The organism is Natronospira elongata (assembly GCF_034931365.1).
Classification (GTDB): domain Bacteria; phylum Pseudomonadota; class Gammaproteobacteria; order Natronospirales; family Natronospiraceae; genus Natronospira; species Natronospira elongata.
The window spans coordinates 79,595-95,778 of record NZ_JAYGII010000001.1; the positions used below are offsets into that span (position 1 = coordinate 79,595).

The window sequence follows — 16,184 nt, forward strand, 5'->3', positions numbered from 1 at the left end:
AATGGCTGAAGCAGCAGCCCGCAAGGGTCGCCGACGTAAGAGCGGCAAGAATGGAAAGAGCCCGGAGCGCTTGCAGGAAGCCCGCGAGCAATGGGTGACCTTCCGCTTGGGGCGTGAAACCTATGGTCTGAAGGCTCTTCACGTCCAGGAGATACTCAAGGCTACCGAGATCTCCCCGGTTCCCGGTGCGGAGTCATTCGTTCTCGGAGTGATCAATCTGCGCGGCAACATCGTAACCGTGATTGATACCCGCAAACGCTTCGGCTTATCCGAGCCCGAGGCGGAAGGGGTTCGCCAGATCATTGTGGTCGAGGTTGATGAGCATGCCCTGGGATTGCTGGTTGATGATGTGGATGAAGTCGCCGATGTGCGCCCGAGCGAGATCGAACCACCACCGCAGTTCGAATCGGACCAGGTAGCGCGCCATATTCAGGGTGTGGTTCGTCGCGACAGCGGGCTAACGGTCATGGTTGATGTTCGTCGCCTTATGCCCAGTCAGGAAAAGGCCGCAGGGGCTGGCTGATATGGCGGCCGATGAAGTCACTCCCACCAGTGGTATCCGTGCCACTGCCCCGACCCGCCGGGAACTTGATGATGAAGAACGTCGGCGTCGGGAAGAGGAACGTCGTCGCCGACGTGAAGCGCTGGCCCGCGCCCAGGCGGAAAAGGGTACCCGGGAGGAGTCCGAGAGCGAAGGGACGGCCAGCGATCAGACCAAGGCCTCGTCCCGCCAAAGGGATGACGATGACGATGATTCCAGCCGGCACATCGATGAATATGTTTGAGGTCTTGCCAGACTGCGGGTGTCCCTGTGCAGTTTGACCCCTTGGTGTGGCTCGCGGGTGGCGCCATTGGCGTGTTGGGCCTGGGCCTTTACCTGGCCTGGCTGGGCCTGCGCCGCCTGATGGCGGCTGAGCGCCTGGTTCGAGATTTGCGCCAGGAGGTCAGATCCCAACTGCGGGAAGCGACAGAGCTCAAGCCTCTGGTCTTGCAGATGGGGGAGCGCCTGTCGGCGGTTGAACGCCGGGCCCAGTATTTGGGCGAGCGTCAGCAGCAGGTGGAAGCTCGCGCCACCAGCGGGCCTGACTACGATCAAGCCATTCGAATGGCCAAGGCCGGCGCGGCACCGGACGAAATCATGCGCCAATGCGGTTTGGGCCAGAATGAGGCCCGCCTGATCGTTTCCATTCACGGTCTGCGGGAGGGGTGAGAGCCTCGCTCAGGTCGTCCCGTCAGTGTCCTGGTCGCTGGTATTCTTCGGGCTTCGCCCCGAGACCCAGTAGGCGAATGCGATCACTTCAGCGACCGCCACGTAGAGGGCCCTGGGGATCTGATCTCCCACCTCCAGCCGCGCCAGAAATTGCACCAGCTCCGGGTCTTCGTGGATGGGGATGCCGTGGCTTTCCGCCAGTTCAAGGATTTCTGCGGCTAATTTCCTGCGCCCCTTCGCAGTAACTTCCGGTGCCCCCTCGCCGTCATAATGCAGCGCCACCGCCAACTCGGCATCGTTTCGAGAAGAGCTGTGCTCACTCATGCCTGGCTCCTGAACAATTGCCGGGGCAGGGCGCTGTCGGCCTGTGGGGCTTCTCCCACGGACAAACCGAGATGCTCCAGGTCCAGTGCCGCGGAGCGCAGGCGCCGACGCAGTTCGTCGAGGTTGGCGGACACCAGCGCATGGCCTGACTGATCGCTGGCGTGTAATTGAATGGACAGGCGCTCCCCCTTTAGGCGCAGACTGGCGGAGAAGGGGCCAAGGCCGGGAATGTTCACCGCAATTCGGGCGGTCCAGACCGATTCACTGTCCTCGCGCCGGCTCTTGTGTTGCTGGAACTGAAACTGCCAGAGATCATAGGCCGCTTGTCGCTGTACCGGCAGTTCGAACCAAAGCAATTGGCGTCCGCCATCCGACTCGGGTGGCATGGAGGCCAATTGATGTAATTCACTCCGGGCAATCGCACCCTCAATCTGGCGCACCACGATGCGCAGGCTTTCTGGCAGTTCTCGCAGTAGTTGCCCTTGCTGGCCGCTGATGGCTGCTTTGGCCAGGCTGCCTCCTTGTCCCTGAGCCAATTGTGACTGCAGTGCGGACGGCGGGGGTGGGCCTAGAGGCCAGCCGCGACCGGGCGGGGGAGGGGGTTGGCCACGGGCGACGTCCCTGCCGGAGGCAATGGTCTCGGGCAGGCGTCCTTCCCGCATGGCATCACGCAGGCCCAGCAGCGCACGGGCCAGTACGGCTGTCCAGTCGCGCTGGAGTCCTCCTGTCGGGGTTGTCCCGGCCGCTTCGCTGCTCAGGCGGTGCAAGGTCAGTAAACCACTGTCCGTGAGAGCCCGAGCCAATCCATCCGGGGTGCTTACGGTGCTTGCGGTGGGGACGGCATTCAGGATGGGGGACAGCAGGCGTTGCAGGGTTCGGAATTGTTCGCCACCGCTCACCGCTGGCCCGGCGGTGCGAACTTGTTGATCTGGCGGGGTATTCACTGCCGCCAATAGCTGACGCAGGCCCAGCAGTAGCTGGCGGGGGTCAGTTTGCCGCGTCAGGGCCTGAACGGCAGCGTCAGCGCGACTGAGTTCCAGGCCTCGGGGGTGGGCGGGGCTGCCGGCCCGATCCGCAGCCAGGGTTTCCAGCACTCGGACGGCCAGCTCCGGGCGGGTTCTCAAGATCTCGAGCCGAAGCCGGCTCCCCTCAGGGGGTGTGGGGCTATCAGCCGTAAGGGGCAGCTGGCGGTTTCCAATTTGCAGTGCCATTCGTCCATCCTGGAAAACCACTCGTGCCTCCAGGACCTGACCCGGCCGGAAGTTTGAAGGCAGGCTGTTCCCGGCCCGGGATTGTCTGGTTGGGGGGATATCCCCCGGTCTCAGATCCGACATGGGTTTGCCTCTTGGATACCTGTCGCAACCTCTCGGGCCTGCAGCAGCTAATGATCACCGTCTCCGGTTAGAATACACCCAGGCGTGTTAGCCGGCATACTGGCCGGAATCTGGCACGATTCATGCTGCAGGTGGACTCATGGCCATGGTTGTCGGAGATTTGACAGTACTTTTCTCAAGATTCTCCACTGCTTGCCGTCAACTGTTATGTGGCAACGCAAGCTCGGGCAGGTTGTTTGCGAGTGATTTGCCCGGTCGCTACCGGCACTTCCGTCCCACAAGGGAGCCTGATCAGGATGACTGAACAAGACGGTTGGGAACAATCCGACCATTCCGTACTGGCCGGCTTCGAGGATGATGGCCGCCAGGTCCTCAGTTTCAGTCTCGGCGGCGAGGAGTACGGGATCGACATTGTCCGGGTCCAGGAAATTCGCGGCTGGTCCCGAGTCAGAAAGGTGCCCGGTGCCCCCGAATGGATGCTGGGCATGCTCAAGCTGCGGGGTGCCGTCATTCCGGTGGTGGATATGCGGCTGCGTTTTGGCCTGCCAGTGACTGAGAGCAGTGATCGAACGGTGATTATCATCCTCAATCTGGACGAGGACGAAGACGGACATGATGTGGGTATCGTGGTTGATGAGGTGGCTGACGTGATCGGGGTGCCGGAGGACGGAATTCGTCCAGTGCCCCGCATGGGAACGGCTGTGGATACGGAATACCTTGAGGGCATTGCCACCAGTGGTGAGGGCATGCTCATGCTTCTCGACGCAGACCGGTTGTTTCGGGATTGGGAACTCAAAGAGTTGCGTGAGTGGGGCGAATGAGGGCTGGGCGCTGCTTACTTGGCAAGCGCGAGCCGGTGTCTGACCCAAGTGCATGCATAGCAGCGAATCGCGTAGGGGATGAGAAATGAATATGGTTCTGACGATCAAAAAGCGCCTGACCTTGTTGATCTTGGTTGCTGCTCTGGTATTGCTCGTGGTGGGCATGATGGGGCTGAATGGCAGCCGAATGGGTGCCAATGCTCTTGATCGAATCGTCGGCCAGAATGTCGAAGTCACCGAGCTTGTCAACGAGATCTATGTCAATGAACTGATGCAGCGCCAAAGCGTGTTGGAGGCCCTCAGCGAACCCTTGCCCAATGTGATTAACCGGACAATGGATGAAGTGGATGAACGCGAGGCGGATACCAGTCGCTTGTTTGAGCGGTATGAAGGCATGGTCGCCACGGATGAGGAGCGGGAGATGGCGCAGGACTGGCTGGCGGCTCGTCAGGAGCAGGCCGAAGCCATGGAAAGGGTGTTTGATGCATTGCTGGACGAGAATGTTGATCTGGCCATCATGCTGACGCAGAACCAGTTGGAGCCGGCTAGCATAATGGTGCAGCGAGGAGCTCGTCAGTTGGTGGAATATCAGCGCAATAGGGTTAATGAAGTAAGCGATGAACTGGGTGAGCAAATCGGCAATCTGGTTCTTGCCGCCGCGGTGGTTCTGTTGATTTCCCTGGCTGTCATCGCTTTTCTCGGTTGGGGCACAATTCGCAATATCAATTCTGCCCTGGCCAAGGCTTCCGATGTGATCAGCCGTATCGCTGATGGTCAGCTCAATAACCGTACAACAGTCAAGGTACGGGATGAAGTGGGATTGATGATCGAGGATCTCTCCCGCATGGATGAAAAGCTCGCCGATATCGTGACCCGGGTGCGTGAAGCGGCCACCTCCGTGGATGCTGCTGCCCAGGAAATTGCCTCCGGTACGGATGATCTCGCTCAGCGTACTCAGGAGCAAGCTTCCTCCATTGAAGAAACCGCTTCCAGCATGGAGGAGATGACCTCCACGGTGAAGAACAATGCGGATAACGCCCAAGAGGCCAATCAACTGGCCTCTGGGACCCGTCAAGACGCCGAGCGTGGTGGCGAGGTGGTCAAGCGGGCGGTGGGGGCCATGCGCGAGATCGACGAAAGCAGTGGCAAGATCGTCGAGATTATCTCGGTGATCGATGAGATTGCTTTCCAGACCAATTTGCTCGCTCTCAATGCGGCGGTTGAAGCGGCCCGGGCGGGTGAGCAGGGGCGCGGCTTTGCCGTGGTTGCAACGGAGGTTCGGAACCTGGCTCAGCGTAGTGCCAAGGCCGCCAAGGAGATCAAGGATCTGATCAACGACAGTGTGGACAAGATCAAGAACGGCTCCGAGTTGGTGGAGCAATCCGGCCAGACCCTGGAAGGCATCGTGGAGAATGTGCGCCGGGTGACAGAGATTGTCGCCGAGATTGCCGCTGCTTCCAATGAGCAGGCTTCCGGTATTGATCAGGTCAATCGGGCCATCATGCAGATGGACGAAGTCACCCAGCAGAACGCATCGCTCGTGGAGGAAACTGCCGCTACCAGCCGTTCCATGCAGGAGCAGGCCGGTCAGTTGCTGGATCGTGTCGCCTTTTTCAGTCTGGGTGCGGATGACCAGGAAGGACAGATCCTGGCGGAGCGCAGCCATGAGGCCAAGCGTGCCACCCGTGAACAGGAGGAGCGGGTCAAGGACCAGTTGCAGAGTGCCAAGCAATCAAGTGTTGGACAGGATACGGGGCAGTCTAGTCCACGTCGTCAGGAGTCTGGGCGCCCGGTTCAGTCCAGTCGGTCTGAGGATGACCTTTGGGAGGAGTTCTGACGCCGTTCATGCCTTCTTCTGGCAGGAAGTTGCGATGTGGGTATTAACATCAAGGGTGGCGGCGTCTCTGACTCGCCACCCTTTTTCTTTGGCTCCCTGCCAAGACAGTGGAGTAGCAGTCTCGGGCTTGAACTGATTTTTATCGGTTGAGCTTCTGTTAGTTGAGAGAATTTTGCCATAATCTGGGGAGCAGGCCACTGACGATGTCCGTACCGATGAAACAGTCCTCAGCCAAGCAGTATGCGTTCTCGGACGCTGAATACGAGGAGCTGCGTCGCATTATCGAGCAAAGCGTCGGGATCGCCCTCGCCAGTGGCAAACGCGATCTGGTCTATGGCCGGGTCTCAAGACGGGTGCGGGCCCTGGGTTTGTCCTCCTTTGCCGAGTATCTTGCACGACTGCGCAAGGGTGATCAGGCAGAGTTGGAAGAGCTGGTCAACGCCATGACCACGAACGTCACCCAGTTCTTTCGCGAGTCTCACCATTTTGATTATCTTCGCGAGACCTTCCTGCCGGAGATGGTGCAAAGGCATCAGCGAGACCGGGTGATACGCATCTGGTCAGCAGGCTGTTCAAGTGGCGAAGAGCCCTATTCCATCGCCGTGGTCATGGCGGAGTTTTTGGACGCTCATCCCGGATGGCGGGCCGAAATCTGGGCCACTGACGTGGACGGTGCCATCTTGCGGCAGGCGGAAGAGGGTGTGTATCCCATGGAGAGTCTCAAGGATGTCTCTCAGGAACGTCTGCGTCGTTTCTTCCTGCGGGGCAAGGGCGTGAATGAAGGCAAGGTGCGTGTAGGCAAGTCGTTGCGTGAAATTGTGCAGTTTCAACGCGTGAATCTGATTCAACCATGGAGAATAAGGCAGTCTTTTGATGCAGTGTTCTGCCGTAATGTGATCATATATTTTGATCGTGCACACAAGAAGCAGGTCGTGGAGGGGTTCGCCGATCATTTGGCCCCCAAAGGGCATTTGTTCCTCGGGCATTCAGAGTCCCTTCATGGTCTGACTGACCGCTATCAACTAATAGGCAAGACCATTTATCGGAGGCGGGACTGAGTTGATGGCGGTTATGGTGCATGGGAATGTCGGAGGCACGCAAAATGCGTCAGGTTTTTGGCGGTAACTCTCAAGGCTTTTCGACCTTCGATCCCAGGCTTGACCGAGATGTTTTTCGGATTCATGCGGGTGGTTATTGCGTCGCTGCAGGGCCGGCGATAATCAGCACCCTGTTGGGTTCATGTGTGGCGGTTTGCCTGCGGGATCCCGAGGGACCGGTGGCGGCGATGAACCATTTCCTGCTGCCCTGGCCTGATCGCGTTTCTGCCGATAAACAAGTTGAAGGTGATTGCCGGTATGGCGTCTATGCCATGAGGGCTATTGTGGATGGCATGGAGCGGATGGGTGCCTGTCGCACGCGGATGCAGGCCAAGCTGTTTGGTGGCGCGGAGATGTTGGCCGGTATGCAGCCTGTGGGACGTGGCAATATCGGATATGCAGAAGAAGTGCTTGAGAGGCTGGGAATTCCGGTGATTGCCCGGGATGTTGGCGGGCGGGAGCATCGGGTCATTCGCTTCTTTACTGAAAATGGTCGAGTCCAGTTGCAGAAGCCTCGGGCCCGTGGGGTAGAGTCTGTGGTGGCGCGCCGTCACGGCGGGACTGAAGCTGCATTGCGAGGAGAATAATTGCGTATGCCAGGCAAGATTCGTGTGGTTGTAGTGGATGATTCCGCTCTGGTCCGTAAGTTGCTGACCCGGATGCTGGAATCCGATCCCGGGATCGAAGTGGTGGCGACCGCACCCGACCCCTATGTCGCACGGGATCAGATCAAGCGACATGACCCCGATGTGATCACCCTGGATGTGGAAATGCCTCGCATGGATGGGCTCACCTTTCTCGAAAACCTGATGCGTCTGCGTCCCATGCCAGTGGTCATGGTGTCATCCCTCACCCATGACGGAGCGAAAGTGACCCTTCAGGCTCTGGAATTGGGAGCGGTAGATTTTGTGACCAAGCCGGCACAGCAACTGTCGGTCAAGCTGCAGGATTATGCTGCCGAGGTGGTTTCCAAGGTCAAGGCGGCGGCTCGGGCTCGGGTCAGTTCGCGGGAAACCTACTCCGGCGAGGCCCGAGAGGCGTTTCGTCAGCGGGTCCGGGAGTCCTTGAGGGAGGCCGGCGCCTACGAGGCCAGAAGCACCGGCGGTCGGCAGAAGGTCGTGGCGATAGGGGCCTCCACTGGTGGTACCGAGGCCATCCGCCGAGTGCTGGAATGCCTGCCGCCCAACGCGCCGCCCATCATTATTAGCCAGCACATTCCCGCCAGTTTTTCCGGCCCCTTCGCGGAGCGTCTGAATGGAATTTGCAGTCTCACGGTTCGGGAAGCGGAGAATGGCGTTCCTCTCATGCCGGGGCATGCCTATGTGGCCCCGGGGGATTATCATCTGCGCCTTCGGCGTGATGGTGCCCGCCTGGTTTGTCGACTGGATCAATCGGCGACGGTCAATCGCCATCGCCCCAGTGTTGACGTGATGTTCGAGTCCGTGGCCCAGGCGGCGGGGAGTGAGTCGGTGGGTGTTTTATTGACCGGCATGGGCCGTGATGGTGCCGAAGGGCTGCTGCAAATGCGCAAGGCCGGGGCATCCACAATGGTTCAGGACGAGGCGAGCTCGACCGTCTGGGGCATGCCCGGGGCGGCGGTCCAGTTAGGGGCGGCGGAGGAGATCCTTGGCCTCGAGGCCATTCCTGCCCGCATGCTGGCCCTCGCGCAGGGAGACACGGCCCGCCCGGCCTGAATCTGCCCCCCACGACTCCCCCGTCCGGGGGAGTACCGGGCGGTGCCCGGCATCTGCTAACATACCCCGATTATGCTCAGGCGCGCCTGCGGAATCCGCCGGATTTCCTGTCCCGCGCCTATTAGCCCTGGCGGAAGCGAATCACAGTGGAGGTTGCAGAGAAATGAACGCGGAATTCGAGCGTAAGCTGGACCAGCTAAAGCGTGTTGCCAATGATCTGGTGGCCCCTGGGAAGGGTATTCTGGCCGCCGATGAGAGTACCGGGACGATCAAGAAGCGGCTGGACTCGGTGGGTGTGGAATCCACTGAAGAGACTCGCCGCCGTTATCGGGAGATTCTGTTCACCACCCCTGGCGCCGAGGAGTTCGTTAGCGGTGTAATCCTCTTTGATGAGACCCTGCGCCAGTCCAGCCGGGAGGGCACGCCCTTCCCCGAGCTGCTGAAGTCCAAAGGCATCATTCCGGGGATCAAGGTGGATGCCGGTGCCAAGCCGCTGGCGGGGCATCCTGACGAGAAGGTCACAGAGGGGCTGGATGGTCTGCGTGATCGCCTGGCCGAATATGCCGAGTTGGGCGCTCAGTTCGCCAAGTGGCGTGCCGTGATCAGCATCGACACCGATAAGGGGCACCCCTCGGACTGGTGCCTGGATGCCAATGCCCACGCGCTGGCCCGTTATGCCGCCCTGTGTCAGGAAGCCGGCATCGTGCCCATTGTTGAGCCGGAAGTGCTGATGGACGGCAGTAACAGCATTGAGGTCTGTGAGGACGTCACCAGCCGGACCCTGAATCGGGTCTTCAATGCCCTGTTCGAGCACGGCGTGGTGATGGAAGGCATTCTGCTCAAGCCCAATATGGTCATCGCGGGCAAACAGGCAGAACGTCAGGCAGACCCCCGTGAAGTGGCCGAGGCCACCGTGCGCTGTCTGCGCCGCCATGTGCCCGCGGCCGTACCGGGGATCGTCTTCCTCTCCGGTGGGCAGAGCGATGAATTGGCGACCGAGCATCTGAACATCATGAACCAGCTCGGCCCGCATCCCTGGGAGCTCAGCTTCTCCTATGGCCGTGCCCTTCAGGCCCCGGCCCTGAAGACCTGGGCTGGCGACGAGTCCAAGGCGGAAGCTGCCCAGCAGGCCTACTATCATCGTGCCCGCTGCAACGGCGCAGCCCGGTCCGGTGACTGGTCCGAGAATATGGAGAAGGACAAGGCAGCCTAAGCAAGCACTGGGGCCCCGGGAATCACTTCCCGGGGCTTTTTTTGGCCTGTTCAACAAGGATGGCGTCATGACGCGTCCAGCGGGGCAAGAACCACATATCGAATTGGAAGGCCTTCGTTTCCAGCGCGACGGACGGCCGATTTTCGAAGATGTCAGTCTGAGCATCCCACGGGGCAAGGTCACCGCGATCATGGGGCCCAGTGGGACCGGCAAGACGACCCTTCTGCGGCTAGTAACCGGCCAGTTGCTGCCAGAGAGGGGCAGTATCCGGGTCGATGGCCAGGAGGTGACGGGCATTGGGCGAGAAGCCTTGTATCGGCTGCGCAAGCGCATTGGCTTCCTTTTCCAGCATGGTGCCTTGCTGACGGATCTAGATGTCTATGAGAATGTCGCCTTCCCGCTTCGGGAGCATACCCAGCTCCCGGATTGCCTGATTCATCATCTGGTCATGACCAAGCTGCAATCGGTTGGCCTGCGTGGTGCGGCGCGTCTTATGCCTTCTCAGCTTTCCGGCGGCATGGCCCGTCGAGTGGGTTTGGCTCGTGCCGTTGTCATGGATCCGGAGCTGGTTCTCTACGACGAGCCTTTTGCCGGGTTGGACCCCATTTCCATGGGTGTGATCGTTCGCCTGATCAGAGAGATCAACGAGGCGCTCGGCCTCACCAGTGTGATCGTCTCCCACGACATCGAAGAAGTCTCTCAGGTGGCGGATTGGGCCTGGATCATTGCCGATGGCCGCATTATCGCCGGCGGGACCCCGGAGGAGCTGCGGGGCGAGGAGTCGCCCTGGGTGCGCCAGTTCATGCATCGCCTCTCTGATGGCCCGGTGCCCTTTCATTTCCCGGCGCGGGACTATCCTGAAGACTTGCGAGAGGTGCCACGATGAGGGCCATGTTCCGTGACCTGGGCGAGGCACTGCGGGAGTTTGTGGAAACCCTGGGTGCCATGACCCGCTTTCTGGGCCGGTTGCTCTGGGAAACCCCGGCCGCACTGATGCGATTTGGCCTGGTCTGGTACCAATTGCACCGGATTGGCGCCCACTCTCTGCTCATCATCGGCATTTCAGCGGTATTCGTGGGCATGGTGCTGGCCCTGCAGGGCTACCACATACTCAATCAGTTTGGGGCCACGGAGTCCCTGGGTGTGATGGTCGCCATGACTCTGGTTCGGGAGCTGGGGCCGGTGTTGACCGCAGTACTATTCGCCGGTCGAGCGGGGACATCCCTGGCTTCCGAGATTGGACTCATGCGGGCAACCGACCAATTGTCAGGCATGGAAATGATGGCCGTTGACCCGGTCAAACGGGTCATCATGCCCCGCTTTCTGGCGGGTGTGATTGCGGTGCCATTGCTGGCGGCCATCTTCAGTGCACTGGGCATCTTTGGCGGCTATGTCGTGGGTGTGGGTCTACTGGGTGTGGATGCCGGGCCTTTCTGGTCTCAGATGAACGCGGCGGTTGATGTCCGGACAGATGTCATGAGTGGCGTCTGGAAAAGCATAGCATTCGGGATAACGGCCAGCCTGGTGGCCGTCTACGAGGGCTACAATGCCCCGCCCACTGCTGAGGGTGTCAGTCGCGCCACCACACGGGCAATCGTCATCACTGCAGTCGCGGTGCTGGCTATTAACCTATTGATTACTGCCATTATCGTCGGTGAGGGTTGAGGCATGCGTCACAACAAGGCAATGGATTTTGGTACCGGCCTGTTTGTCCTCTTGGGGATTCTGGCCATCTTCTTTCTGGTAACCCAGACCACCGGAATGCGTACTCTGGGAACAGAGGACAGCTTTGAAGTCAGCGCCCGCTTTGACGATATCGGTGGCCTGCGGGTCAGGGCACCGGTCACCATGGCGGGGGTGCGGCTCGGCAGGGTCAGTGATATCCGTTTTGATGACGATCGTCTGGATGCGGTAGTGACCCTTCGCATCAGTGCCCGTCACGATAATCTACCGGCGGATAGCATCGCCTCCATTCGGACTTCGGGCTTGCTGGGTGAGCAATTCGTTGCCCTGGACCCGGGGGGGGATCCAGATGCTTTAACCGAGGGCGATCAGATCATTCATACCCAATCAGCCATTGTGCTTGAACGTATTATTGGCCAATTCCTGACCATGCAGGGAGATTAAGTTATGCAGAGCAGAATCATTCAGGTCTTGACGACTGCCATGGCCGCGGCCGTTTTAGCCCTTCCCGCGTCATCCCTGGCTGAGGAGGACTCTCTCCCGGACCCGGCAGTCATGGTGGAGGAAACCGCTCACGAAATCCTGCGTGAGCTGAGAGAGCGTCAGGACGAGATGCAGGATGATCCGAGCGCAGCTTATCAGTTTGTAGAAGATCTGCTGCTGCCGGTCTTTGATCTGCCCTATGCCACTCGCCTGGTGCTCGGCCGACATGGTCGTGATGCGAGCCCTCAACAGCGCCGTGATTTTGGCGAAGCCTTCTATCGCTTCCTGGTGCGCAGCTATTCAGACGCATTGGTGGATCAGGACCTGTCCGAAATCGAGATCGAAGTCCGGCCGACCCGGGGTGAGCCAGACCCCTCGCGGACTCGAGTCCGTACCGAGGTGGTGCGCGATGACGCTTCCAATATTCCCGTGGATTTCGCTCTCCGCTACACCGATGACGGCTGGAAAGTCTTTGATGTGACGATCGAGGGTGTTTCCTACGTGACCAACTACCGTAATTCCTTTGACAGTGAGATTCGTCAGCGGGGTATCGATGCGGTCATTGAGCGCCTTCGGGACCGGACCCGTCGTAAGGAACAGGAGATGGAGGAATCTATTGAGCAGGACAATGGCTGACCAGTCGCCATCCAGCCTGGATCTGGAGAAGGCCGGCCGGGGCCGTTACCGACTGAGTGGCGAACTGGTATTCGGCACCGCCGAACAGGCTCTGACCCTGTCCCAGTCTCTGGATTTTGCCACGACCGTGGAACTGGATCTTTCCGGAGTGAAGCGCGTCGACAGTGCGGGCCTGGCCGTCATGGTGGAATGGTGGCGCCGTTGTCAGGCGGCCGGAGGCCAGCTGAAGCTGGGGGAAATCCCCGAGCAGCTCAAGGCCTTGATTCGGATCAGCCAGCTCGACTCGGTGTTTGGCGATCTTGGTGGCTAGCAGGCGCCTGGCTGCCGCAGGCGCTTACCAGTCCCAGTCATCGTCATCTTCCCAGTCGTCTTCCCAGTCCTCGGGCGGTGGATCACCGTCGTAGATGAGATGGCGGCGCCGCTGAAGATAGGCTTCACGCATGGTGACATAGGGGTCGAATTCCTCTTCCAGGAAACGGTCTGCATCCAGCAGCCCGGCCCGGACGTCAACAGCGCGAATGAGATAGAGGCCGTAGCGCTCGGGCAGGGGAATGGTCTGATAGGTGGGGTCAACATAGCTATCCACCGCCATACCCGTGGTGTCCCTCACCGTGGAGGGGCCAAGCCCCGGCAGGACCAGATAGGGGCCGGCGCCGGCACCCCAGACGCCCAGAGTCTGGCCGAAGTCCTCGTTGGCCGCTTCAAGGCCCACATGGGTGGCAGGATCAAACAGACCACCAATGCCAATGGTTGTGTTGATCAGGAATCTGCCGGTGCCGCTGAATGCCTCGCCACCCTTGCCCTGGAGGCCGCTGTTAAGGATCACCACGGGCTGGCGCAGATTACTGAGAAAATTGCCGATGCCGCTTCGTACCGGCCGCGGCACATTGTCCCGGTAGGCGACGGCGACCGGCCGCAAAGCCGCGCGATCGATGGCGTCGTTGAAGGCATAGACCTTGCGGTTGAAGCCTTCCCAGGGGTCTCGCGGATCCCGATCCTCGGCGGGAACGCTGGCGCAGGCACCCACAAGTGATGCGATCAGGAGCGCGGCGAGAAAACGCAGGCTGGATCGATGCATGGCAAACGAATTCCTTGGAATTTTGCGCATCTTAACAGGCCCGGTGGCCTGGAGGAATCATGGCGATTTCGCTGCGAGTAATCTGAGAGGGAGATGAGAACGGACGGCCATGGGGAAGCCGCTCTGCTGACTGCAAGCAACCAAAGGAGTCACAATGAGAGCATTCACATCAAGCCTGGTATTGCTGCTGTTGAGCTTGTCCCTGCTGGCAAGCGACCGGGCCCTGGCTGGTTCAGAGCTTGACTGGTACCTGCCCTGGGCGAGCGAATACGATGACAGCATCCCTACGCCCGAAGATGTTCTTGGCTTTCAGCCAGGGGAGTGGCATGCCAGCCACGACCAGCTCATTCGTTATTTCGAGCATCTGGCTGCTGCCTCTGATCGGGTGACCATGGTGGAGAAAGAGCGCACCTATGAGCAGCGACCCATGCTGGTAGTGCGGATAAGCTCCAGCAGCAACCAGGACAACCTTGAGGAAATTCGCGATGCACGGCTTCAGGCCCTGCAGCCAGGCAGCGGCGAGGACCTGACCGAGCACCCGGTGGTTAACTGGTTTGGTTACAGCATTCACGGTGACGAGGCCAGTGGCGCTAATGCCTCCATGGTGGTGGCCTGGCATCTGGCGGCTGCTCAAGACGAGCGTACTCGCGAGATTCTCGACAACACCATTATCCTTATTGAGCCGGCCATGAACCCGGATGGGGTTCAGCGCTTTGCCACTTGGGTCAATATGCACCGGGGCCAGACGCTGGTAGCGGATCCACAGAATCGCGAGCATCGGCAGGTTTGGCCACGGGCCAGAACCAACCACTATTGGTTCGACCTCAATCGTGATTGGCTGCCGGTCCAGCATCCCGAGTCCCGGGCGCGAGTCGCCGGCTTCCAGGCCTGGAAGCCCAACGTGGTTGGCGACTGGCATGAAATGGGGCGTAACAGCACCTATTTTTTCCAGCCGGGTGATCCCGACCGGGATAACCCCCGGACGCCGGACCGGAATTTTGAGCTGACCGGCAAGATTGCCGAATTCCATGCCGATATCCTGGATCAATACGGCGTGCCTTATTTCACACGGGAAGTATTCGACGACTACTACTACGGCAAAGGCTCGACCTTTCCCGATATCCAGGGTGCCATTGGCATTCTCTATGAGCAGGCCAGTGCCAGGGGCCATCTGCGGGAGACCATCCACGGTGAGCGCAGCTTCACCGAGGCGGTTCGTAACCAGGTCCTGACCTCATTCTCGACGCTGGAGGCCAGTCACGAATTGCGTGATGAACTGCTGGGATTCCAGCAGCAGTTCTTTGAAGACGCCATGGATGAGGCCCGCCAGGATCGCCGCAAGGCTTTTGTCTTTGGTGACCCCGCGGATCGTGGCCGGACAGTCGAGCTGGTGGAAATCCTCCTGCGCCAGGATGTGGAAGTCAGCCCTCTGGGTGAGTCGATTGAGGTAGACGGCCATCAATTTCGACCGGGCGAGGCCTGGGTAGTGCCCCTGGAGCAGCCCCAGTACCGCTTTATCCTGGCGATGATGGAGCGGCAGCTGAGCTTCCCGGACACGCGCTTCTATGATGTTTCCACCTGGACCTTGCCGCTGGCATTCAATATGCCGACGGCGGAGCTGTCGGCGCGGCAGTTGCGCCGTCTGGATGCCGGTCAGGCCCTGGACGATGTGCCAGGGCTCGGAGGCAGTCTGGCCCTGGATGTGGACCGCCCGGTAGCCTGGGCCTTCGACTGGGCGCCCTATTATGCACCGCGCATGGCCCAGAGGCTGTTGGAGGCCGGGGTTCGCCTTCGGGTTGCCACCAATGAGTTCGAAGCCTCTGTGGGGGGTGGCGAGAGCCGAGAGTTCGCCCGAGGCACCATTCTCATCCCCGCGGGGCTTCAGGACGAGGCCAGCCATGAAGAGATCGAGTCCATTCTGCGCCGGTATGCGCGGCGAGATGGTGTGGATGTGACGGCGCTGGATAGTGGTCTGAGCCGTGGCGGGATTGACCTGGGAAGTCCCAGCTTCCGTCCGGTCGAACCCGTACGCCCTGCGATTCTCGTGGATGACGGCGTTCACATGCAGGAAGCCGGGGAGATCTGGCACCTGCTGGACCATCGTTATGGGGTCCCGGTGACTCTGTTGAATCATGGCGAGTTGGGTCGGGCCGACCTGGATCGCTATACCCATTTGTTCATGGTTAATGGCCAGTGGCAGCAGCAACTGGACGAAAGGGCCGAGGAGGCCCTGCACGAATGGGTCCACGAGGGCGGCACCCTGGTGGCACAGAAAAACGCCCTCCAGTGGGTTTCGGATAGCGGACTCTACGAGCTCGACTTTCGCGACCGCCCGCAGGGCGAGGAAGACCGCTTGCCCTACGGGGATTTTAGCGGTGATATCGCCGCCCAGGTGATTGGCGGTTCCATTTTCGAAACCCACCTGGATCTGAGCCATCCCCTGGCATACGGCTACACTCGGGAGAAGCTGCCCGTATTCCGCAACAGCACGCGTTACCTGGAGCCTGGCGATAATCCCTACAACCAGGTAGCGCGCTACAGTGAGGAACCTCTGCTGAGCGGCTACGTTTCAGAAGAAAACCTGGCCACCATGGGCGGCAGCCTGTCGGTGAAGGCCGATCGAGTGGGGAGTGGCACGGTGGTGCTGTTTGTCGACAATCCCAGCTTCCGGGCTTTCTGGTTCGGGACCAATCGTTTGCTGATCAACAGCCTCTACTTCAGCGGCGCCATTGCCCATACTCGCCGTCCCTGACACTCCTTGAACGGCACAAGAA

General features: G+C 60.1%; 18 protein-coding genes. 15 read left to right on the forward strand and 3 right to left on the reverse strand.

The annotated features are described in order from the left end of the window. The first annotated feature begins 1 nt into the window (after position 1). The 3 genes from VCB98_RS00425 to VCB98_RS00435 are packed head-to-tail and all read left to right on the forward strand — an operon-like array spanning position 2 to position 1,210. Positions 2 to 523 carry a chemotaxis protein CheW gene (locus VCB98_RS00425; protein WP_346049318.1) on the forward strand — a complete coding sequence of 174 codons (522 nt, stop codon included), beginning with the start codon at positions 2 to 4 and terminating at the stop codon, positions 521 to 523. Position 524: 1 nt separating this feature from the next. Beyond that, positions 525 to 785, forward strand: coding sequence for a hypothetical protein (locus tag VCB98_RS00430; protein WP_346049320.1), 261 nt, complete (start codon positions 525 to 527; stop codon positions 783 to 785). A gap of 44 nt (positions 786 to 829) precedes the next feature. Next, positions 830 to 1,210 carry a DUF2802 domain-containing protein gene (locus VCB98_RS00435; RefSeq protein WP_346049580.1) on the forward strand — a complete coding sequence of 127 codons (381 nt, stop codon included), beginning with the start codon at positions 830 to 832 and terminating at the stop codon, positions 1,208 to 1,210. Positions 1,211 to 1,219: 9 nt separating this feature from the next. On the opposite strand, the gene VCB98_RS00440 is transcribed toward VCB98_RS00435, so the two are convergent. Both VCB98_RS00440 and fliK read right to left on the reverse strand, forming a co-directional pair. Beyond that, positions 1,220 to 1,534, reverse strand: coding sequence for an EscU/YscU/HrcU family type III secretion system export apparatus switch protein (locus tag VCB98_RS00440; RefSeq protein ID WP_346049322.1), 315 nt, complete (start codon positions 1,532 to 1,534; stop codon positions 1,220 to 1,222). Continuing rightward, entirely contained in the window at positions 1,531 to 2,745 is a 1,215-nt protein-coding gene (gene fliK / locus VCB98_RS00445; protein ID WP_346049324.1) for a flagellar hook-length control protein FliK, read from the reverse strand. Before fliK ends, VCB98_RS00440 begins: the two co-directional genes overlap by 4 nt. A 419-nt stretch (positions 2,746 to 3,164) precedes the next feature. Here fliK and VCB98_RS00450 point away from each other — a divergent pair, with 419 nt between their 5' ends. From VCB98_RS00450 to VCB98_RS00500, 11 genes are all read left to right on the forward strand, one after another. Beyond that, positions 3,165 to 3,689, forward strand: a complete 525-nt coding sequence (locus VCB98_RS00450; RefSeq protein WP_346049326.1) for a chemotaxis protein CheW — start codon at positions 3,165 to 3,167, stop codon at positions 3,687 to 3,689. A gap of 85 nt (positions 3,690 to 3,774) precedes the next feature. Continuing rightward, positions 3,775 to 5,526, forward strand: a complete 1,752-nt coding sequence (locus VCB98_RS00455; protein WP_346049328.1) for a methyl-accepting chemotaxis protein — start codon at positions 3,775 to 3,777, stop codon at positions 5,524 to 5,526. A gap of 215 nt (positions 5,527 to 5,741) precedes the next feature. Next, on the forward strand, positions 5,742 to 6,584 hold the full coding sequence (locus VCB98_RS00460) for a CheR family methyltransferase (protein WP_346049330.1): 843 nt from the start codon (positions 5,742 to 5,744) through the stop codon (positions 6,582 to 6,584). 44 nt (positions 6,585 to 6,628) lie between these two features. Beyond that, complete coding sequence (locus VCB98_RS00465) at positions 6,629 to 7,210, forward strand: chemotaxis protein CheD (protein ID WP_346049332.1); 582 nt, start codon at positions 6,629 to 6,631, stop codon at positions 7,208 to 7,210. 6 nt (positions 7,211 to 7,216) lie between these two features. Continuing rightward, on the forward strand, positions 7,217 to 8,317 hold the full coding sequence (locus VCB98_RS00470) for a protein-glutamate methylesterase/protein-glutamine glutaminase (RefSeq protein WP_346049334.1): 1,101 nt from the start codon (positions 7,217 to 7,219) through the stop codon (positions 8,315 to 8,317). Positions 8,318 to 8,480: 163 nt separating this feature from the next. After that, a complete protein-coding gene (locus tag VCB98_RS00475; protein WP_346049336.1) occupies positions 8,481 to 9,530 on the forward strand; it encodes a class I fructose-bisphosphate aldolase in 1,050 nt (349 codons plus the stop codon). 67 nt (positions 9,531 to 9,597) lie between these two features. Further along, on the forward strand, positions 9,598 to 10,416 hold the full coding sequence (locus VCB98_RS00480) for an ABC transporter ATP-binding protein (protein WP_346049338.1): 819 nt from the start codon (positions 9,598 to 9,600) through the stop codon (positions 10,414 to 10,416). Continuing rightward, positions 10,413 to 11,195 (forward strand): lipid asymmetry maintenance ABC transporter permease subunit MlaE, encoded by a 783-nt coding sequence (gene mlaE, locus VCB98_RS00485; protein ID WP_346049340.1) that lies wholly within the window; start codon positions 10,413 to 10,415, stop codon positions 11,193 to 11,195. Before VCB98_RS00480 ends, mlaE begins: the two co-directional genes overlap by 4 nt. Positions 11,196 to 11,198: 3 nt before the next feature. Continuing rightward, the gene (gene mlaD, locus VCB98_RS00490; RefSeq protein ID WP_346049342.1) at positions 11,199 to 11,657 is read left to right on the forward strand and encodes an outer membrane lipid asymmetry maintenance protein MlaD; all 459 of its coding nucleotides are present in this window, start codon (positions 11,199 to 11,201) and stop codon (positions 11,655 to 11,657) included. A 3-nt stretch (positions 11,658 to 11,660) separates the two neighbouring features. Next, entirely contained in the window at positions 11,661 to 12,332 is a 672-nt protein-coding gene (locus VCB98_RS00495) for an MlaC/ttg2D family ABC transporter substrate-binding protein (protein WP_346049344.1), read from the forward strand. Then, positions 12,325 to 12,642 (forward strand): STAS domain-containing protein, encoded by a 318-nt coding sequence (locus tag VCB98_RS00500; RefSeq protein ID WP_346049346.1) that lies wholly within the window; start codon positions 12,325 to 12,327, stop codon positions 12,640 to 12,642. Before VCB98_RS00495 ends, VCB98_RS00500 begins: the two co-directional genes overlap by 8 nt. Before the next feature lie 24 nt (positions 12,643 to 12,666). Here the strand turns inward: VCB98_RS00500 and VCB98_RS00505 are convergent, their stop codons facing one another. Then, positions 12,667 to 13,410, reverse strand: coding sequence for an MlaA family lipoprotein (locus tag VCB98_RS00505; RefSeq protein ID WP_346049348.1), 744 nt, complete (start codon positions 13,408 to 13,410; stop codon positions 12,667 to 12,669). Positions 13,411 to 13,564: 154 nt separating this feature from the next. Here VCB98_RS00505 and VCB98_RS00510 point away from each other — a divergent pair, with 154 nt between their 5' ends. Continuing rightward, positions 13,565 to 16,162, forward strand: a complete 2,598-nt coding sequence (locus tag VCB98_RS00510; RefSeq protein ID WP_346049350.1) for a M14 metallopeptidase family protein — start codon at positions 13,565 to 13,567, stop codon at positions 16,160 to 16,162. Positions 16,163 to 16,184: the final 22 nt, after the last annotated feature.